Below are 17,521 nucleotides of genomic sequence, written 5' to 3'. Positions count from 1 at the left end.
GGCATGGCCATGAGCCGCAGGTTGGGGGTGCAGGTGGGCCCCCTGACCGCCGAGGTGGACCTGGTCCTGGAGGTAGGCCCCGGCGGCGGGACGGTGGTGCATGCCCTGGGGCACCCGGGCTTCATCCACCGGGCCTCGGCGGAAGACCAGGCCCTGCGGGAAGCGCCCGTGGCCCTGTGGAAATTCGGGCGGTGGCTCTGGACCCACGGGGAGCGGCCCTTCCGCGGCGGACCGCCCCGGGTCCGGGTGGTGGAGCGGGTGGCCGTTCCCCACGATCTGGAAGCGCCGCACGCCTGGGCCCTCTTCGAGGCGGAACAGGCCCCGCTCGACGATGCCGCCCTCGAGTCCTTCCGAACCCGCTGGGCGTGGGCTGAGGAGGACCTGGCGGACCTCGTCACGCCCCTCCCGCCGGAGGTGATGGGCCGGCCCGCTCGCCCGGGGGCCCCGGCGCCCAACCAGATCTTGGACCGGCTTCTCACCCTCCAGCGGGCGGACGCGGCCGTCTTTGGCCTGAACCCGCCGCCCGGAGAGGGGGAGGAGCCCCTGGAGGCCCTCCGAAACCTCAGGCAGGCGGTTCTGGCCGGCCTGGAGCGCCAGTCCCCGGACGCCTGGACCCAGGTGACCCTTCACCAGCGGGAGGGCCAGGCGGTGCCGGAGCCTTGGACCTTGGCCAAGCTCCTCCGTCGCCTCCTCCAGGTCCAGCGGGAGCAGCTGGCCGCGCTCCGACGGGCCCTCTGACCGGGCCGCCCGGGGCCGCGGGAGGAGGATTTCCGCCGGCCGCTGCCGCAATACGGGAAGGGCGCCGGGGCCAAGCCTGGCACCGCCGGGGAGGGGGAGCCATGCATCCAGGACCGACCAACACCCTGACGGACGTGGCGGGCCTGCGGGTGGGCCATGCCACCCACCGGGACCGGCTGACGGGCACGACCGTCATCCTGTGTGAGGAGGGCGCGGTGGCCGGGGTGGACGTCCGGGGGTCCGCGCCCGGCACCCGGGAGACGGCCCTTCTCGATCCTGTTCATTTGGTGGAGCGGGTCCACGCTGTCGTCCTCAGCGGGGGCAGTGCCTTCGGCCTGGATGCGGCCGGCGGGGTGATGGAGATCCTGGCCGGGCGCCAGGTGGGGTTCCCGGTGGGGGGCGGCCGGGTGGTGCCCATTGTCCCCGCCGCCATCCTCTTCGATCTGGGCCGGGGGGCTGTTGACCAGCCCCCGGGCCGGGAAGACGGGGCGGCGGCGGTTCAGGCGGCCCTGGCTCCTCCTGGACGGGGCCCCGTTCCCCAGGGGAACGTGGGGGCGGGCACGGGCGCGGTGGCCGGGGGTCTGAAGGGCGGCGTGGGCAGTGCCAGTGTCGTCCTGGAAGGGATCGGTACCGTGGCCGCGTTGGTGGCCGTCAACGCGCTGGGCCTGCCTTGCGATCCCCGCACCGGCCGGCTCTACGCCCGCTCTCTGGAACTGGGGGAGGAGTTCGGCGGTCTGGCCGATCCCCGGCCCGACGATCCGGGGCTCCCCTTGCCCGACCCCCTCGAGGGGCCCGCGGTCCTGGGCCAGCAGACCACCATCGGCGTGGTGGCCACCGACCTGCCCCTGACCAAAGCCCAGGCCACCAAGGTGGCCCAGATGGCCCACGACGGCCTGGCCCGGGCCCTGTGGCCGGTCCACACGCCCTTTGACGGCGATGTCCTCTTTGCCCTGGCCACCGGCCGCGGGGATCCCCCTGTCGCCCCCATCCTCACCCGCGTCGGCGCGGCGGCCGCGGACGCGGTCAGCCGGGCGGTGATCCACGCCATCCTCCACGCGGAGAGCGTCGGCCCCTATCCCAGTTACCTGGACCGCTTGCCCACGGCCCGCCGCCGGGGCAGCCGGTAGGGAGCCATGGAGCGGTGCACGGGTACCTCCTCCGCCGGAGCCTCACCTTTCTGATCACCCTGGGCCTGGCCGCGGCCTTGAGCTACCTGGTCCTTCTGGTCCTGCCGGGGGATCCGGCCCAGGTGATGCTGGGTTTGGACCCATCCCCGGAAGCCTTGGCCGCCTGGCGCCGCCAGCTGGGGCTGGACCGGCCGCCCCTGAGCCGGTTCGCCGCCTGGCTGGCCAGGGCGGTCCAGGGGGATCTGGGCACCTCCCTCATCTACCGGGTTCCCGTCCGGGAGCTGATCGGGGCCGGGCTGGCCGTCACCCTGCCCCTGGTTGCCGGCAGCATGCTCCTGGCCTGCCTCATCGCCGTGCCCCTGGGCACCTGGGCCGCGGTGCGGCGGGACGGCCTCGCAGGCTGGGTGGTGAGCGGTGCCACCGCGTTGGGGCAAGCCATCCCGTCCTTCGCCTTGGGGCTCCTGCTCATGAGCGGCTTCGCCGTTCGCCTGGGCTGGTTCCCCGCGGGCGGCTTCCCGCCGTGGTCCCAAGGGCTGCTCCCGGCGGGGCGCGCCTTGATCCTCCCCATGGTGGCCCTGGCCGCGGGGCGGGCCGCCTCCCTGGCCCGGATGATCCGGGCCGGCCTGGTGGAGGTGCTCCGGGCGGAGTACGTCCGGACGGCCCGGGGGAAGGGCTTGCCCGCCCTGCGGGTGCTGACCCGCCACGCCCTGCGGAACAGCCTCATCCCCGTCCTGACCCTGGCGGGCACCGAGTTCACCCAGCTTCTGGCAGGCAGTGTGGTGGTGGAGAACCTCTTTGCCCTGCCCGGCCTGGGGAGCCTGGCCTTCCAGGCCATCGGCGCCCGGGACCTCCCCCTCCTCCAAGGGATCGTCCTGGTCATGGCGGCCGCGGTGCTCCTGACCAGCCTCCTCCTCGATATCCTCTACGCCGTGGTCGACCCGCGGGTGCGGTACCCGTGAGGCGGCGCCCCCCGTGGAACCTGGTGGCGGGGGGGCTCCTCCTGGCCCTGGTGGCCGGGGCGGCCCTTCTGAGCCTGGTCTGGGTGCCCCACGACCCCAACCAGATGGCGGTGACCGAGCGGCTCGCGCCCCCCAGCCGGGCTCACCCCTTGGGGACCGATCCCTTCGGCAGGGACCTCCTCAGCCGGGTGATGGTGGGCGCCCGGACCACCCTGGGCGTCGGCCTGGCGGTGGTTCTCATCGGAGCTGGGGCGGGCGTCGCTTTGGGGACCCTGGCCGGACTGGGGCGGGGCTGGACCGACGAGGTCCTGATGCGCCTCATCGATGCCCTGGCCGCCTTTCCCTCCGTCTTGCTGGCCTTGATGCTGGTGGCGGTGATGGGGCCGGGAGCGGTGAGCACCACCCTGGCCCTGGGGCTGGCGGCGGTGCCCGCCTTCGCCCGGCTGACCCGGTCGGGCCTCCTCTCCCTGCGGGAGAGCCCTCTGGTGGAGGCGGCCCGGGCGGTGGGCGCAGGGCCCGGGCGGCTCTTCCGCCATCACCTCCTCCCCAACCTGGAGCCCCTCCTCTTGGTGGAGGCCAGCCTCACCTTCGCCCGGGCGGTGGTGGCAGAGGCGGGCTTGAGCTACCTGGGGCTGGGCATCCAGCCGCCCTGGCCCAGCTGGGGGCGGATGCTCCGGGAGGCCCAGAGCTTCATCGCCCTCTCGCCCTATCCAGCCCTGGCTCCGGGCCTCGCCATGGTGTTGACGGTCCTGGGCCTGCACCTGGTGGGCGATGGGCTGCGGGACCGGTGGACCCGCCGCTGACCGGGGACCCCGAAGGGCCGCGGGAGGGGGAAGGCTTTAGCGGGAGACGAAGGGATTGCCGTCGATCCAGAACCGCCAGGGCTTCTGGCTCCACGCCCCCGCGTACTCCACCCCGATGCGGGGCCCCGAGCGGATGGGCCAGGGCCCGGGGTGGGGCGGCGGGTCGAGGCGTAAGGGCGAGGTGCGGAAAGACCACCCGTACTGGGCCTGGGAGACAGCCAAGGCCTGGGTGAGCCGGGCAGGGCCGGAGGTGAGGAGCCGGACGGGCTGGGGCGGCCGGGCGGGGATGCCGGTCCAGGGCCGGAGCACAGCAGGCCCCATCGCCGCCTCCCACGCAGCCACCTGCGCCCGCGCGTCGGCCTTCAGCCCGCGCCGGCGGGCCATCAGCTCCAATCCCCGGACGGGCTGGAGGGCTCGGAGCAAGACCGCGTGGGGCACCCCTACCGGGCCGGCCACCACGTTGACGCACTGGTGGATCCCATAGATGGTGAAGACATACGCATGCCCCGCCGGCCCGTACATGGCCCGGACTCGGGGGGTACGCCGCCCGTTCCGGGAGTGGGCCGCCTGGTCCTCGGGACCCCGGTACGCCTCGGTTTCGACGATGATGCCTGCGGTGACACCCTCGGGGGTCTGGTGGGTCAGCACCCAGCCCAAGAGGCGCTGGGCCAGCTCCACCACCGGGAGCCGGAGGAGCTGATCCAGCGCCCGGTCCCGGTCGGGGGTGGTGGGCACGGCCTTCCCTCCTCACCGAGCAGCCATCTGCCAGAAAAAGACAGAGAAGCAGGAAGAAGAACCTCAAATGCGTACTCTTCCCTCGGGAGGGAGGCGTCCATGGAGATCGGCGCCTTGGCGGACCGCCTCCGCCGGGGGGGTCCCGAGCGGTACCACCAGCGGCTCCGGGACCAGGGGAAGCTTTTCGTCAGGAAGCGCTTGGAACTCCTCCTCGACCCCGGCAGTTGGGTGGAGGACGGCCTCTTCGCCAACGCCCAGGCGGAAGAGCTGGCGGCCGACGGGGTGGTGACGGGGCTGGGGCGGATCGGCGGCCGCCCCGTCGCGGTGATGGCCAACGATCCCACGGTGAAGGCGGGCTCCTGGGGCGCCCGGACGGTGGAGAAGATCCTCCGGATCCAGGAGACGGCCCTGCGGCACCGGCTGCCCCTCTTCTACCTGGTCGACTCGGCCGGAGCCCGGATCACCGAGCAGGTGGCCATGTTCCCGGGGCGGCGGGGGGCGGGCCGGATCTTTTACAATCAGGTCCAGCTTTCGGGCTTGGTGCCCCAGATCTGCGTGCTCCTGGGGCCGTCGGCCGCGGGGGGCGCCTACATTCCCGCCTTCTGTGACGTGGTCATCATGGTGGACGGTCAGGCCTCCATGTACCTGGGCTCACCTCGGATGGCGGAGATGGTCATCGGGGAGCGGGTCAGCCTGGAGGAGATGGGCGGCGCCCGCATGCACTGCACCCTTTCGGGCTGCGGCGATCTCCTGGCGTCCAGCGAGGAGGAGGCCCTCGCCCTGGCCCGGGCCTACTTCAGCTACATGCCCCAGCATGCGGGCGAAGCCCCTCCGGTGGGGCCCGCCGCGCCGCCCCAGCGGGACCCCGCCTCCCTGGCGGGGCTGATTCCCGCCGACCAGAACCAGCCCTTCGACATGCGGGCCCTCATCGCCGGGGTGGTGGACGGGGGCTCCTTCTTCGAGCTGAAGCCACTCTTCGCCCCGGAGCTGATCATTGGTCTCGCCCGCCTGGAGGGCCAGCCGATCGGGGTGGTGGCCAACCAGCCCTTGGTGAAAGGTGGCGTCCTCTTCGTCGACTCGGCCGACAAGGCCGCCCGCTTCATCTGGCTCTGCGACGCCTTTAACCTGCCGCTCCTCTTCCTCGCGGACGTGCCCGGGTTCATGATCGGCTCCCAGGTGGAGCGCCAGGGGATCATCCGCCACGGGGCCAAGATGATCGCGGCCGTGGCCGAGGCCCAGGTGCCCACCATCTCCGTCATCGTCCGGAAAGCCTACGGCGCCGGGCTCTACGCGATGGCGGGGCCTGGCTTCGGCCCCGACGCCACCTTGGCCCTGCCGGGGGCCGCCATCGCTGTCATGGGCCCTGAAGCGGCTGTCAACGCGGTCTACGCCCGCCACATCGAAGAGCTCCCCCCCGAGGAACGGCCTGCCTTCATCCAAGCCCAGCGGGAAGCGTACGCCCGGGACATCGACCTGCTCCGCCTCGCCTCGGAGCTGGTGGTGGATGAGATCGTCCCACCCCAACGGCTGCGGGAGGAGCTGGTCCGCCGTTTCGCCTTCTACGGGCAACGCCGGCGGGAGCGCCTCCCCAAGCACCATGGCGTCCATCCGGTCTAAACGGAAGAAGGGGGGAGACGGGGTGGCTGAGACCGTCCGGTTGGCGGTGGAGCAGGGGGTGGCCCGGATCACCCTCGCCCGGCCCCGGCACCGGAACGCGCTCGACCGGGCCACGTGCCAGGCCCTGGTGCACGCCCTGGTCCAGGCGGGAGAGGACCCGACGGTTCGGGTGATCCTCCTTTCGGGTGAAGGGGGCCACTTCTCCGCCGGGGCCGACCTGGGGGAGGTGGCCGCCGCCCAGGCTCAGGGCGCCGACGCCGTCCGGCAGGTCTTCCAGGGGGTGGCCGATGGGATCCTGGCCGTGGAGCGGAGCCCGGTCCCCGTGGTGGGCATGGTGGCCGGGGCTGCGCTGGGCGGGGGGTTGGGCCTCGCGGCCGCCTGCGACATCCTGTACGTGGCCGACGACGCCCGCCTGGGCCTGCCCGAGCTTCAGATCGGCCTCTTCCCCATGGTGGTCCTGGCCCCCATCCTCCGGTCCCTGGGCCGGAAGAAAGCCCTGGAGCTCATCTTCAGCGCCGGGATCCTGGACGGGGCCGAGGCGGCCCGGCTCGGCTTGGCCACCCGATCCTTCCCCCGCCAGGAGCTGGAAAGGGCCACCGAGGCCCTCCTCCGCCGCATCGCCCAGTTCCCGCCCCGGATCCTTCGCCTGGGCCGGCGGGCGGTGGTCCAGGCCGACGGGCTCGGCCTCGCCCAGGCGGTCCCCTGGCTGGTGGAGGCCATCACCGTCGCTGCCCTCACGGAAGAGGCTCGGCAGGGGGTGGCGGCCGCCCGGGCCCCGAGGGCTGCTGGCTCACCGCCCGGGGGAGGGGAGGGCGCAGGATGAGACGGGTCCGCATCGGGGCCGGGATGGGCTTCTACGGTGACAGCATCCTCCCCGCGCTGGAGACCTTGCGGCGGGGTCAGGTCCAGTACCTGGCCATGGATCATCTGGCCGAGTTGACCCTGGCCATCCTCCAGAAAGACCGCCAGCGGGACCCCACCCTGGGCTATACCCGGGACATGGGGGAGGTGATGGGGCGCCTCCTCCCTGAGGCGGTCCCCCGGGGCGTCCGGCTCATCACCAACGGGGGCGGGATCAACCCGCCGGGGGCGGCCCGGGAGGTCCTGCGGGTTGCCCGGGAGCTGGGGTTGGAGGGTCTCCGGGTGGCGGTGGTGACGGGTGATGGGATCGGGGACCGCTTGGAGGAGCTGGAGGCCGCGGGCGTCCGGTTCGCCGATCCCGAGAGGGGTCGCACCCTGGCGGAGGTCCGGGACCGGGTCCTCTTTGCGTCGGTCTACCTGGGGGCCGGGCCCATCGTCCGGGCCCTCCAGATGGGGGCGGACGTGGTGGTGACGGGGCGGACCACCGACACCGCCCCCTTCGCCGCGCCCCTCATCCACAAGTTCGGGTGGGCGCCTGATGATTGGGACCGGCTGGCCGTCGGGATCGTGGCCGGCCACCTCCTGGAATGTTCGGGCCAGGCGACGGGGGGCAACTTCAGCGGCCGGTGGTGGGAGGTGGAGGGCCTGGACCGGATCGGCTACCCCATCGCCGAGGTGGACGAGGGGGGCGGGTTGGTCATCACCAAGGCTGAGGGGACGGGCGGCCTGGTCACGGTGGATACGGTCAAAGAACAGCTCCTTTACGAGATCCACGACCCCGCTCAGTACCTGACCCCCGATGTGACCGTCGACCTCTCCCAGGTCCGCCTCCAGCCCGCGGGGCCCGATCGGGTCCGAGTGAGCGGGATCCGAGGCCGTCCCGCACCCCCCACCCTGAAGGCCCTGGTGGGGTACGAGGCCGGTTGGGCGGGGGAGGGGATGATGGGCTTCTCCTGGCCCGATGCCCTGCCTAAGGCCCGGCGGGCCGCGGCCATCCTTCAGGCCCAGATGGCTCGGCTGGGCATCGAGGCGGAGGAGGTGCACGTGGCCTACCTGGGCTACGATTCCCTCCACGGGCCCACGGCCCCCGAGCCAGACCCCGACCAGGTGAACGAGGTCTTCCTCCGGATGGCCATCCGGACCCAGCGGGCAGAAGACGCGGCCCGGTTTGCCCGGCTCTTCCCGCCCCTGGCCTTGAGCGGCCCGCCCTTCATTGGCGGCCTGGGCGGCGTGAGCCGGCCCCGCCAGCTCTTGGGTTTCCTCACTGGGCTCGTCCCCCGGGACCTGATCGAACCCCACGTGCGGGTGGAGCTGTGGGAGGTGGGCTGATGCGGATTCGGCTCGCGGAGGTGGCCCAGGCCCGCTCCGGGGACAAAGGGGACACGGCGGACATCAGCCTCTTCGCCCCTACGGACGCCCTGTACCAGCTTTTCTGCCAGCAGGTGACGGCCGAGCGGGTGAAGGCCCACTTCGGCTCCTGGTGCCGGGGAAGGGTGCGGCGCTATGAACTCCCCACCCTCCGGGCCCTGAAGTTCGTCCTGGAGGGGGCGTTGGGCGGCGGCGCGCCGGCCTCTCTCCGTTTGGATAACCTGGGCAAGTCCCTGGCCTCGGCCCTCCTCCGCCTGGAGGTCGATGTGCCCGAGGAGCTCCTCCTGGGGGTCCCCCGCCTCCGCTATCCAGGGTGATGAACGGGATGGGGCTCTGGGTGACGGGGCGAGTGGGCGGGGAAGGGGGCCTCAGAGATTGGGGAGCGACAGGAGCGGTGAGCGGGTCTGCACGGGGTCCACGTACTCCCCCGAGATCCAGCCCGAGGGGCCGCCGGAGACGATCCGGTACCAGCCGCCCCAGTAATCCCGGACGAGCACCTGGTCGCCCTGCACCACCTGGCCGATGACCGTCGCCCCCAGGGCGGGTGCCTCCCGCACGTTCACCCGGGTGCCCGTCACCACCATGGGGATGGTCCCCGGCTCGGGCAGGGGGCCTTGGAGGACGATGGACGGATCGCCGAACTGGAGGAAGATGAGCCAGCCGGTGAAGAGGAGGACGGCCGCCCAGCCGAGGAGGTCCATCCAGGGGATGGCCCGCCGGGCGCGCCGCTGCCGCCTCCGCCGCAGCCGCTCCCGGGCGACCACGGTGGCCGGCGGCAAGGGATCCCCGTAGGGATGGTTGGGGCGCGCCGGAAGCATGGAACGGGAACCTCCTCAGATGGTGTACCGAGGAGTTCGCACGTTTCCCGGGAAACTCCTGCATGCTCCTGGGAAGTTCAGGGGGAAAGCCCTTGCAGGAAGGGGTTCGCTCGCCGTTCCTCCCCGATGGTGCTCTCGGGCCCGTGGCCGGGGAGGATCACCGTCTCGTCGGGGAGGGTGAGGAGGGAGCGGCGAATCCCTTCCAGGAGCTGCGTCAGGTTCCCGCCGGGCAGATCCGTCCGGCCGATGCTTTGCTTGAAAAGGGCGTCTCCGGTGAAGACCCAGCCGGCGTCGGGGAGCCAGTAAGAGAGCCCGCCCGGGGTGTGGCCCGGGGTGGGGAGAACCCGGATGGCCTGGCCTGCCAGGGTGAGGACCTCGCCGCCCACGAGGGTCCGGTGGGGGTGGGGTCCCCGGATGGGCTCGGAGAGGAGGCCTTCCAGCCCCGCCGACAGGTTGAGGGTAGGGTCTCCCAGCCAGCCGGCCTCCGCCTCGTGGACCAGGATGGGTGCGCCGGTGGCTTGGTGCACCGGCTCCAGCGCGCCGATGTGATCGAAGTGGGTGTGGGTGAGGAGGATGGCCTTCACCTGCAGTTCCTTCGCCGTGAGGGCCTCCAGGATCCGGTGCCCGTCGGCTCCGGGATCGATGACCATCGCCTCCCCGCCGGGCCGGTCGTAGAGCAGGTAGCAGTTGGCCTCGATGGGACCCACCACAAGCCGTTCCCAGTGCACCGTCGCCACCTCCGCGGTTGCCATTCTGTTCGACACCCGTCCCGACACCGCCTTCCAGGAATCTCTCGCAAGGGGAGCGAAGCCATTCCCGGCGGGATGGCATCCCGCCGAGGGAGGAGGGAGGCGCCATGGCCCCAGCGCGTCGCTGGCGGGTGGGCGTGGCCGGCTTGGCCCGGGCCGGTATCTGGCGACGGGTGCGGGCCTGGCTGGCGGATCCTCGGGTGGAGCTGGTCGCCGCGGGCGACGGGGACGGGGGGCGCCGCCGCCGGGCCCTCGCCTTGGGGGTGCCCCGGGTCTACAGGTCCCCCCGGGAGCTCCTGTCTCGGGAGAGCCTGGATCTGGTCCACATCGCCGCCAACCCCGGCCGCCAAGGGGCCTTGATCCGGTCGGCCCTGATGCGGGGCCTGGATGTGGTGGTGGAGCTGCCGGTCACCGCCGACCTGGCGGAATTGGCCAAGGTGGTGGCGGCCAGCAAGACCTACGGCGGCCTCCTCATCCCCCTGTGGCCGTCCGTCTTCGACCCGCCCTGGTTGGGCGCCCCGGGTCAGCTCGCCCGGATCGGCCGGCCCCACCACCTGGAGGTGGTCCAGGTGGCCGGCCTCGATCCCTGGTGGGAGGAGCTGGCCTACGAGCTGGCCGACGATCCCCAGCTGCCGGTGCCCACCCTCACCCGCCTGGCCGCCTTCCCGGGAGTCGCCCTGGCGCTGGAGCTGTTCGGCACCCCGGAAGCGGTGGCCGCCCAGGAGGCCCCACCTGGGCCCGGGGCCCTGTGGGGCGACGGGGCCACTCTGATCCTCACTTTCCCCCAGGCGACCGCCCGGGTGCGGGTGGTGTGGGCCGGCCAGAGGCAAGGGCCGACCTTCATCCTCTACGGGACCGAGGGGCGGCTGGAGGGCCGGGGCTTGCGCCTCATCCTGGAAGGGCCCGGGGGCCGGTCCACCCTGGGGCTGGCCCCACCGTCATCCCCCTGGGAGCCCGTCCTGCAGGCCGTGGTGGATCCCGCGTCCCTGCCCAGAAGCCTTAGCCTGGCCCACCTCCAGGTGGTCGCCCAGGTGCTGGCCGGCTTGGACGCGTCGGCGGCTGCGGCGGGGAGGCTCCAGCCTCTCGCCCACCGCAGCCGCCCGGCAGCCAGCGGCCGTCAGTGATGACCGCAGCCGCAGCCGCCGCCTCCGGCCACCTGGATGTGGAAGCCCGAGTCAAAGGGATCCGAATGGTAGTCGATGATGGCGTGATCCAGGTGAGGGGCGCTGACGGGATCGATGAGGAGCTGCAGCTCGCCGTACTCCAGGTGGATGTCGTCCGGCCGCCGCTCCCGATCCCAGGCCAGGCCGAAGTGGAGGTTGCCGCACCCGCACTGGCCGGTGACGGCCACCCGCAGGGCCGGCGTGGGCTCGGCCTGCTCTTTGAGCAGCCGGAGCAGCTGCCGGTTGGCTTCCTCGGTGATGGTGAGGTTCATGGCCACACCCCCTGCCGTTAGTCTAATCCCCAGGCGGGGGATCGACCAGGCAGGGGGTGGTGAGGGGTTAGAGCCAGCCGAAGGCGTGCCGCCCGATCTGGCCCGTCACGTGGACCCGCCAGATCCAGCTGGACCGGCTCACTTTGGCCGGGTTGTAGAAGTAGAGCGCGCCGCCCGTCGGATCCCATCCGTCCAGGGCCGCCTTGGCCGCCCGCCAGGAGGCGGCGTCCGGCTCCTCCCAGATCCGACCGTTGGCCACCGGCTCGAACGCGCCGGGTTGGAAGATGACCCCCGCGATGGTGTCCGGGAAGCGGCTGTGGCGGACCCGGTTGAGGACGACGGCCGCCACGCCGACCCGCCCGGCGAAGGGTTCCCCCTCCGCTTCCGCATGGACCAGGCGGGCCAGAAGCTCCAGCTCCCGCTGGGTGTACCACGGCTGGGGGGTGGCCTCGCTGGACGGGGAGGTCGGCGCCTCGTGGCTGGAAGCGGGGTCTTGAACCGGTGAGGCGTCCGCTTCCGGCGACGACCCCTCGGCCCCGGCCTCGTCCCGAGGAGCCCTGTCCTGAGCGGCCCCTTCGGTCTGAGAGGCCGCCTCCTGTGACCCGGACCGACCCGCCGTCCCATCCTCCTGGGCCCGCTCGGCGACAGCGGGGTCCCCGAGGGACTGGGCCAGGGCCACCCCGCCCAGGGGCGCCACCACCGTCAACACGGCCAGTGCCAGGGCGGCCAGCCGGATGGCTGGATGGGGGCGGCCGTCGCGGTGCTGCACTGGCATCCGTTCCAACCTCCTTTCGTCCAGACGTCGGCCCGGTCGACCCCGAGCCGCACACGCAACTCATTATAGGGAGAAAGGTCAGACAGAGCAAAGGGAAGAGGTGCCAGGCTGGAAGAGCGGCCTCCCTGGCAAACTGGACCTGGGCATTCTGGATCCCGTAAGGAGGGACGGTGTTGGCCCAGGCCAACTTGACCACCATTGAAATCCACCGGGTGCACGAGCGGTTGATGGAACACGTGGTGGGGATCGAAAACGCCAGTCTCTGGCTCCGGCAGGCCCAAGATGGGGACCTGCGGCGAACCCTGCAATCCCACCTGAACATGTTCCAGAACCACTTCCAGAAGCTCTTCAGCTTCCTGGGCGGCCAGCCGGCGTGGGGAGGGGCCCCCGGCGCTTCCGGCCCCCAACCGGGGACCATGGGCGGGCCCTGGTCCCAGCCGGGCGGCTCGCCCCCGGGGAACGGGGGCGGCTGGGCGTGGACGCCCCAGACCAGCGGCTTCGCCGGCCAGTACGGCTACCGGCCCACTGAGCCGACCCAAGCCTTCCAGGCCGATCCCAGCGATACCCGGATCACCGATCCGGTGCTGGCCGCCAGCTGCCTGGTCTTCTGCAAGTTTGAGAGCCTGGCCTGCGCCCAAGGGGCTGTGGAGGTGGGGCACCTGCCCCTGCGGCAGGCCCTGCTTGAGATGAGCCGGGATCACTCCCAGATGGCCCTGGAGCTCTACCAGCTCATGGAGCGGAAAGGATGGTACCCGGTGCGGATCGGCCCAGACAGTGCCTTGATGGACCAGGCCCGCGCCGCCTACCAGGGAGCCCTCCGCCGGACGCCCACCTTCGTGGGGTAAGGGCCGGGCGGTTGGGGGAAGGGAGGCCCGGAGCGGGGAGGCCCTCCCCCGTTCCGGGCCTTCGTGGTATACTCAAAATGTGGACCACCCAACCCCGCCAGACGTGGAACGGGATGACGCCTCCTGGATGGGCCTGGCCCTGGCCGAGGCGAAGAAGGCTTGGGCTCTGGGCGAGGTGCCCATCGGCGCGGTGGTGGTGCGGGACGGCGAGGTCCTGGCCCGGGCCCACAACCTCCGGGAGACCTGGGGCGATCCCACCGCCCATGCGGAGCTTATCGCGATCCGGGAGGCGGCCCGGCGGGTGGGTGGGTGGCGATTGACGGGAGCGACCGTCTATGCTACAATCGAGCCCTGCCCGATGTGTGCCGGTGCCCTTCTGCTGGCCCGGGTCGACCGGCTGGTCTACGGGGCGCCGGATCCCAAGGGCGGGGCGGTTGACTCGCTGGTCCGGCTCCTGGACGATCCCCGGTTCAACCACCAGGTCCGGGTGACCTCAGGGGTCCGGGCTGAGGAGGGAGCCGACCTCCTGCGACGCTTCTTCCGGCAGTTGCGGGAGGGCTCGGGCGGAACCGTGTGGAGAGGTTGCTGAGCGGACGAAAGCGGCGGTCTCGAAAACCGTTAGGCGCCTTGCGGCGCCTCGTGGGTTCGAATCCCACCCTCTCCGCCAGACAGGTTCCCGCCCGGAGGGATGCGAGAGCGGACGAATCGGCATGCCTGGAGAGCATGTGAGGGGCTTGTCCCCTCCGTGGGTTCGAATCCCACTCCCTCCGCCAGGCCCACCCATCCGGTGCAGGATGGGTGGGCCTCACTCTTTGGGCCCTCCGTCCCGGTCCCCTTCGTCCCCCAGCGCCCACGGGGGCGGAGGGCAGCCTCCGGGCCCGCCCGCCGGGGTGTGGGGCCGGAGAAGCGATCCCGACGAACGGGAGGTCCGTTTGACACGTCCGAAAACGGGCGGTAGAATGGGCGTGATCCCCGGGTTCGAACCGAGGGTTCGAACATCCCTTTTGCCGTGCTAGACGGGGAGGTAGCGGTGCCCTGTACCCGCAATCCGCTATAGCGGGGTCGAATTCCCGTCCGAGGCAGGGCCTTGTGGGGCCTGGGCCCGGCAAGTGGCGTTGACGGTTGGGTCTTGCGCAACAGGATCCCACCAACCCCGTCAGGTCCGGAAGGAAGCAGCGGTACGTGGGGCGCCCTGTGTGCCGCAAGGGTGCCTGATCCGAGCCAACTACCGGGATTCCGCCTGGAAGGCCCCAGTCGACGACGGGTGCACGGCAACTTTAGGGCGGCCGCCATGGCGGCCGCCTTGTCGCGAGCGGGGAGGGTTGGAGGGACCAAGGTGGCGCACCTCTCCCTGTACCGGAAGTGGCGGCCCCAGACCTTTGACGAGGTGGTGGGCCAGGAGGCCGTCGTCCGTACCCTGAGGCAGGGCTTGCGTCTGGGACGCTTCGCCCATGCCTACCTCTTTTCCGGGCCCCGGGGCACAGGGAAGACAACCCTGGCCCGCCTGGTGAGCAAGGGGCTCAACTGCGAGCAGGGGCCCACCGATCAACCCTGCGGCGTCTGCGTCCCCTGCCAGCGTATCAGCGAGGCCCGCTCCCTGGATGTCATCGAGATCGACGGCGCGTCCAACCGGGGCATCGACGAGGTTCGGGAACTCCGGGAGAATGCCCGTTTCGCGCCGGCCGAGTCCCGCTTCAAGGTCTACATCATCGACGAAGTCCACATGCTGACCAACGAGGCCTTCAACGCCTTGTTGAAGCTCTTGGAGGAGCCGCCGGCGCACGTCATCTTCATCTTTGCCACCACCGAGCCCCACCGGTTGCCGGCCACCATCATCTCCCGCTGCCAGCGTTTCGACCTCCACCGGCTGTCCGATCAGGATCTGGCAGCCCGCCTCCGGCAGGTGGCCGAGGCCGAGGGCATCCCCCTGGAGGAGGGCGCCTTGCACCTCCTGGTCCGGATGAGCCAGGGCGCGCTCCGGGACGGGCTGAGCCTTCTGGACCAGCTGGCGGCCTTGGGGGCCGATGGGCCCATCGGGGCGGACCTGGTGCGGGAGCTCTTGGGGCTGGTGCCCGAAGAGCGGGTGGACGGCCTGTTGGAGGCGCTCATTGCCCGGGAGGCCGGCCGGATCTTCGACTGGCTGGCCCAGCTGGAGCGGGAGGGGGTCGACTTCCGCCAGCTGGCCCGGGCGCTGGTGGACCGGGTGCGGGATCTCCTCATCCTCCTGGCTGTGCCCAACCCCGAAGGCTTGGTCGACATGGCCGGGGAGCGGCTGGAAGCGAGCCGGCGGCTGGCCCAGCGGGCAGGATGGGAGCAGCTGGAGCGGATGGCCCGGCTGTTCAGCCAGGCGGAAGGCGAGATCCGCCGGGGTGAAGGGCCCCGTCTCACCCTGGAGCTGGCCTGCCTGGAAGCCCTGCGGGCGGGCAGTTGGGAGGAGCGCCTCGGCCGGCTGGAGGCCCAGGTGGAGCAGCTGGCCCAAAGCCTGGCGGCTGGTCAGGCCCGGCCGGGTCCGCCGCCCCCTCCGCCCTCCCCGGCGCCGACGGCCCTGCCCGAGGAGGAGCGCCGTCCGTCGCCGCCCACCGCCGCCGAAGCCGCGCCCACGCGGGAAGAGCGCGCCCCCAGCGGGAGCCGGCCCATTCCCCCAGCCGCCCAGGAGGCTGGGGCGGGTTCGCCCCCCACGGGCGGGGAGGGACGGCCCGCGACCGGCGAGGCAGCCGATCTGGCGAGCCTCTGGGAGCGGGTGCTGGCCGAGTTGAACCGCTCCGCCGCCGGCCGGTCGACCCACGCCTTCGCCCGGGAGGCCCGGCTGGCCGCCCTCCAGGGGGACGATGCTTATCTGGTCTTCCCCGAGGGCTACGAGTTTCACCGGTCCAACCTGAGCCAGAAGGCCCACCAGGACCGGGTCCGGCGCGTGCTCAGCCGGCAGGTGGGCCGCCCGGTCCGGCTCCACATCGCCTCGGAGCAGGATCTGCCCGAGGAGGTGGGGGCGGCCCGAGGGCAGGGGCCGGCCTCTGGCGAGTCCGGGCAGGGGGGGCCGGGCCGGCCGCCTGAGGGCGAGGAGGCGGCGCCGGTCGACGTCGAGGCTCTGCAGGATCCGCTGGTCCGCAAGGCCGTGGAGTTCTTCGGGGGCCATGTGATCCGGGTGGAGCGCAAGGACTCCGGTAACGGAGCCGAATAAGGAACCCTCTGGGGAGGGAGCTGGAGTGGCCAACTTCAACAAGATGATGAAGCAGGTCCAGCGGATGCAGGCCGAGATGGCCCGCCTGCAGGAGGAACTGGCCAACCGGCGGGTGGAGGGCTCGGCCGGCGGGGGGGCCGTCCGGGTGGTGGCCAACGGCCACCAGGAGCTGGTGGAGGTGGTCATCGACCCGGCGGCCGTCGACCCTGAGGACGTCGAGATCCTGCAAGATCTGGTCTTGACCGCGGTCAACGACGCCCTCACCCAGGCACGGGAGCTGGCGGCCCAGGAGATGGCCAAGGTGACGGGAGGCCTTAAGGTGCCCGGGCTGCCGGGGCTGTTCTGATGGTGCTGCCCGGACCCCTGGCCCGCCTGGTGGAGGAGCTGAGCCGGCTGCCGGGGATCGGGCCCAAGACGGCCCAACGGCTCGCCTTCCATATTGTTGAGCAGCCCCAAGAGCGGGTAACGGCTCTGGCGAACGCGCTGGTGGAGGCGCGGGAGCAGATCCGGACCTGCTCTGTCTGCTGCAACCTGACGGACGTCGACCCGTGCCGGCTCTGCAGTGATCCCCAACGGGATGATGCCCTCCTCTGCGTGGTCGAAGGCCCCCGGGACGTGATGGCCCTCGAGCGGACCCGGGAGTACCGGGGCCGGTACCATGTCCTGCGGGGCGCCATCTCCCCCTTGGACGGCATCGGGCCTGGTGAGCTCCGGATCCGGGAGCTCCTGGACCGGCTCCAGAGCGGTGAGGTGCGCGAGGTGATCCTGGCCACCGACCCCGATCCCGAGGGCGAGGCGACGGCCATGTACTTGAGCCGCCTCCTCAAGCCCCTGGGCGTCAAGGTGACCCGGATGGCCCGGGGAATGCCCGTGGGCGGCAGCGTAGAGTACATGGACGAGGTGACCCTGGCCAAGGCCATGGAAGGCCGGCGGGAGATCACGTAAGGGCGGGCCCTTCCCCCTGGCATACGCCGCCCTCCCGGAACATAGCCTCCAGTGAGACAGGACGTGGGGGGCTGGCCAGTGCATCTCCGGTGGGGCAAGCGCGGGTCGGACGGGGCCCACCAGGATCTGATCGACCAGCTGGAGGCCGCGCGTCAGGAGTGGCGGGCGGCCCGAGCCTACTTCGACTCCGTCTCCGATTCGGACCTGGTCTTGGAGGCGGTCCACCGCCTCGAGGCGAGCCAGCGGAAGTACATCCACCTGTGGAAGACCGCCCGGGCCCAGGGCCTGCGGGTGGACCGGGAGCGGATGGCCCGGTTCCTCCTCGATCAGCAGTCAGGAATTTCCTCTTGATGAACTCGAGGCTCTCTGCTATGATCTGTGACTGCAGCGAGGCGGTCAGTCCTGGCGACGGCCGCCCCGGCGACCAACAAGTCCAGGAACAACCAGTTGCATTCCAGCAGGACTTGTGGTAGCATACGGAATTGCCGCCGGGCGATACACCGGGCGGCGGGGACCTTGAAAACGGAACAGCGAGTCGAGAGCGGGCCAGAGGTCAAAGGTGTGTAAC

Annotated in this window: 20 protein-coding genes, 2 tRNA genes and 1 other RNA gene; 18 read left to right on the top strand and 5 right to left on the bottom strand. The window is 71.8% G+C overall.

All coding sequences use genetic code 11. From position 1 onward, the window contains the following. Positions 1-9: 9 nt before the first annotated feature. The 4 genes from FWJ67_RS04720 to FWJ67_RS04705 all read left to right on the top strand — a co-directional run bounded on the left by FWJ67_RS04720 (position 10) and on the right by FWJ67_RS04705 (position 3,627). Positions 10-738 carry a hypothetical protein gene (locus FWJ67_RS04720; protein ID WP_304171021.1) on the top strand — a complete coding sequence of 243 codons (729 nt, stop codon included), beginning with the start codon at positions 10-12 and terminating at the stop codon, positions 736-738. 101 nt (positions 739-839) lie between these two features. Further along, complete coding sequence (locus tag FWJ67_RS04715) at positions 840-1,865, top strand: P1 family peptidase (protein ID WP_304171019.1); 1,026 nt, start codon at positions 840-842, stop codon at positions 1,863-1,865. A gap of 14 nt (positions 1,866-1,879) precedes the next feature. Next, entirely contained in the window at positions 1,880-2,824 is a 945-nt protein-coding gene (locus FWJ67_RS04710) for an ABC transporter permease (protein ID WP_304171017.1), read from the top strand. Beyond that, the gene (locus tag FWJ67_RS04705) at positions 2,821-3,627 is read left to right on the top strand and encodes an ABC transporter permease (RefSeq protein ID WP_304171015.1); all 807 of its coding nucleotides are present in this window, start codon (positions 2,821-2,823) and stop codon (positions 3,625-3,627) included. Before FWJ67_RS04710 ends, FWJ67_RS04705 begins: the two co-directional genes overlap by 4 nt. A gap of 36 nt (positions 3,628-3,663) precedes the next feature. On the opposite strand, the gene FWJ67_RS04700 is transcribed toward FWJ67_RS04705, so the two are convergent. Further along, positions 3,664-4,362: a DNA-3-methyladenine glycosylase gene (locus FWJ67_RS04700; RefSeq protein WP_414482038.1), complete on the bottom strand. Its 699-nt coding sequence runs from the start codon at positions 4,360-4,362 to the stop codon at positions 3,664-3,666. Positions 4,363-4,461: 99 nt separating this feature from the next. Between FWJ67_RS04700 and FWJ67_RS04695 the strand changes: the two genes are divergently transcribed. From FWJ67_RS04695 to FWJ67_RS04680, 4 genes are read left to right on the top strand one after another with little or no spacing between them, the layout of a single operon-like run. Further along, positions 4,462-5,979 (top strand): acyl-CoA carboxylase subunit beta, encoded by a 1,518-nt coding sequence (locus FWJ67_RS04695; RefSeq protein WP_304172811.1) that lies wholly within the window; start codon positions 4,462-4,464, stop codon positions 5,977-5,979. Between the two features lie 22 nt (positions 5,980-6,001). Continuing rightward, positions 6,002-6,802, top strand: coding sequence for an enoyl-CoA hydratase/isomerase family protein (locus FWJ67_RS04690; protein ID WP_304172813.1), 801 nt, complete (start codon positions 6,002-6,004; stop codon positions 6,800-6,802). Continuing rightward, the gene (locus tag FWJ67_RS04685) at positions 6,799-8,169 is read left to right on the top strand and encodes an acyclic terpene utilization AtuA family protein (RefSeq protein ID WP_304172815.1); all 1,371 of its coding nucleotides are present in this window, start codon (positions 6,799-6,801) and stop codon (positions 8,167-8,169) included. Before FWJ67_RS04690 ends, FWJ67_RS04685 begins: the two co-directional genes overlap by 4 nt. After that, on the top strand, positions 8,169-8,525 hold the full coding sequence (locus FWJ67_RS04680; protein WP_304172817.1) for a hypothetical protein: 357 nt from the start codon (positions 8,169-8,171) through the stop codon (positions 8,523-8,525). Before FWJ67_RS04685 ends, FWJ67_RS04680 begins: the two co-directional genes overlap by 1 nt. Before the next feature lie 51 nt (positions 8,526-8,576). On the opposite strand, the gene FWJ67_RS04675 is transcribed toward FWJ67_RS04680, so the two are convergent. Then, positions 8,577-9,026, bottom strand: a complete 450-nt coding sequence (locus FWJ67_RS04675; RefSeq protein ID WP_304172820.1) for an SH3 domain-containing protein — start codon at positions 9,024-9,026, stop codon at positions 8,577-8,579. Between the two features lie 77 nt (positions 9,027-9,103). Further along, the gene (locus FWJ67_RS04670; protein WP_304172822.1) at positions 9,104-9,778 is read right to left on the bottom strand and encodes an MBL fold metallo-hydrolase; all 675 of its coding nucleotides are present in this window, start codon (positions 9,776-9,778) and stop codon (positions 9,104-9,106) included. A gap of 104 nt (positions 9,779-9,882) precedes the next feature. Between FWJ67_RS04670 and FWJ67_RS04665 the strand changes: the two genes are divergently transcribed. After that, positions 9,883-10,899 (top strand): Gfo/Idh/MocA family protein, encoded by a 1,017-nt coding sequence (locus FWJ67_RS04665; protein WP_304172824.1) that lies wholly within the window; start codon positions 9,883-9,885, stop codon positions 10,897-10,899. On the opposite strand, the gene FWJ67_RS04660 is transcribed toward FWJ67_RS04665, so the two are convergent. Both FWJ67_RS04660 and FWJ67_RS04655 read right to left on the bottom strand, forming a co-directional pair. Then, positions 10,893-11,210 carry a HesB/IscA family protein gene (locus tag FWJ67_RS04660; RefSeq protein ID WP_304172826.1) on the bottom strand — a complete coding sequence of 106 codons (318 nt, stop codon included), beginning with the start codon at positions 11,208-11,210 and terminating at the stop codon, positions 10,893-10,895. The two genes, FWJ67_RS04665 and FWJ67_RS04660, sit on opposite strands and share 7 nt — an antisense overlap. A 67-nt stretch (positions 11,211-11,277) precedes the next feature. After that, the gene (locus FWJ67_RS04655) at positions 11,278-11,985 is read right to left on the bottom strand and encodes a cell wall hydrolase (RefSeq protein WP_304172828.1); all 708 of its coding nucleotides are present in this window, start codon (positions 11,983-11,985) and stop codon (positions 11,278-11,280) included. A 173-nt stretch (positions 11,986-12,158) separates the two neighbouring features. Between FWJ67_RS04655 and FWJ67_RS04650 the strand changes: the two genes are divergently transcribed. The 9 genes from FWJ67_RS04650 to FWJ67_RS04610 all read left to right on the top strand — a co-directional run bounded on the left by FWJ67_RS04650 (position 12,159) and on the right by FWJ67_RS04610 (position 17,304). After that, entirely contained in the window at positions 12,159-12,830 is a 672-nt protein-coding gene (locus tag FWJ67_RS04650; protein ID WP_304172830.1) for a spore coat protein, read from the top strand. A 103-nt stretch (positions 12,831-12,933) separates the two neighbouring features. Continuing rightward, entirely contained in the window at positions 12,934-13,419 is a 486-nt protein-coding gene (tadA, locus tag FWJ67_RS04645; RefSeq protein ID WP_304172838.1) for a tRNA adenosine(34) deaminase TadA, read from the top strand. Beyond that, positions 13,406-13,497: transfer RNA gene (locus tag FWJ67_RS04640), tRNA-Ser, on the top strand. The genes tadA and FWJ67_RS04640 overlap by 14 nt, the downstream gene beginning before the upstream one ends. Before the next feature lie 15 nt (positions 13,498-13,512). Beyond that, positions 13,513-13,603, top strand: a tRNA-Ser gene (locus FWJ67_RS04635). A gap of 234 nt (positions 13,604-13,837) precedes the next feature. Further along, an RNA gene (ffs, locus tag FWJ67_RS04630) (signal recognition particle sRNA large type) lies at positions 13,838-14,102 on the top strand. Positions 14,103-14,166: 64 nt separating this feature from the next. Then, entirely contained in the window at positions 14,167-16,008 is a 1,842-nt protein-coding gene (gene dnaX, locus FWJ67_RS04625) for a DNA polymerase III subunit gamma/tau (protein WP_414482039.1), read from the top strand. A 43-nt stretch (positions 16,009-16,051) separates the two neighbouring features. Beyond that, the gene (locus FWJ67_RS04620) at positions 16,052-16,354 is read left to right on the top strand and encodes a YbaB/EbfC family nucleoid-associated protein (protein WP_304172840.1); all 303 of its coding nucleotides are present in this window, start codon (positions 16,052-16,054) and stop codon (positions 16,352-16,354) included. Next, positions 16,354-16,953 (top strand): recombination mediator RecR, encoded by a 600-nt coding sequence (gene recR, locus FWJ67_RS04615; protein ID WP_304172834.1) that lies wholly within the window; start codon positions 16,354-16,356, stop codon positions 16,951-16,953. Before FWJ67_RS04620 ends, recR begins: the two co-directional genes overlap by 1 nt. Before the next feature lie 78 nt (positions 16,954-17,031). Next, positions 17,032-17,304: a DUF2508 family protein gene (locus FWJ67_RS04610; protein ID WP_304172836.1), complete on the top strand. Its 273-nt coding sequence runs from the start codon at positions 17,032-17,034 to the stop codon at positions 17,302-17,304. Positions 17,305-17,521 lie beyond the last annotated feature (217 nt).

It is taken from the genome of Limnochorda sp., from assembly GCF_047459355.1.
Classification (GTDB): domain Bacteria; phylum Bacillota; class Limnochordia; order Limnochordales; family Limnochordaceae; genus Limnochorda.
Note: the sequence above shows the minus strand (reverse complement) of the source record. Positions and strands in the feature narration are given on the sequence as shown.

Bases quoted from the DNA above. Each gene is read 5' to 3' on its own strand.
- FWJ67_RS04720 (WP_304171021.1), top strand. From the start codon at position 10: ATGAGCCGCAGGTTGGGGGTGCAGGTGGGCCCCCTGACCGCCGAGGTG.
- FWJ67_RS04715 (WP_304171019.1), top strand. From the start codon at position 840: ATGCATCCAGGACCGACCAACACCCTGACGGACGTGGCGGGCCTGCGG.
- FWJ67_RS04695 (WP_304172811.1), top strand. From the start codon at position 4,462: ATGGAGATCGGCGCCTTGGCGGACCGCCTCCGCCGGGGGGGTCCCGAG.
- FWJ67_RS04685 (WP_304172815.1), top strand. From the start codon at position 6,799: ATGAGACGGGTCCGCATCGGGGCCGGGATGGGCTTCTACGGTGACAGC.
- FWJ67_RS04680 (WP_304172817.1), top strand. From the start codon at position 8,169: ATGCGGATTCGGCTCGCGGAGGTGGCCCAGGCCCGCTCCGGGGACAAA.
- FWJ67_RS04675 (WP_304172820.1), bottom strand. From the start codon at position 9,026: ATGCTTCCGGCGCGCCCCAACCATCCCTACGGGGATCCCTTGCCGCCG.
- FWJ67_RS04670 (WP_304172822.1), bottom strand. From the start codon at position 9,778: ATGGCAACCGCGGAGGTGGCGACGGTGCACTGGGAACGGCTTGTGGTG.
- FWJ67_RS04665 (WP_304172824.1), top strand. From the start codon at position 9,883: ATGGCCCCAGCGCGTCGCTGGCGGGTGGGCGTGGCCGGCTTGGCCCGG.
- FWJ67_RS04660 (WP_304172826.1), bottom strand. From the start codon at position 11,210: ATGAACCTCACCATCACCGAGGAAGCCAACCGGCAGCTGCTCCGGCTG.
- FWJ67_RS04655 (WP_304172828.1), bottom strand. From the start codon at position 11,985: ATGCCAGTGCAGCACCGCGACGGCCGCCCCCATCCAGCCATCCGGCTG.
- FWJ67_RS04620 (WP_304172840.1), top strand. From the start codon at position 16,052: ATGATGAAGCAGGTCCAGCGGATGCAGGCCGAGATGGCCCGCCTGCAG.
- recR (WP_304172834.1), top strand. From the start codon at position 16,354: ATGGTGCTGCCCGGACCCCTGGCCCGCCTGGTGGAGGAGCTGAGCCGG.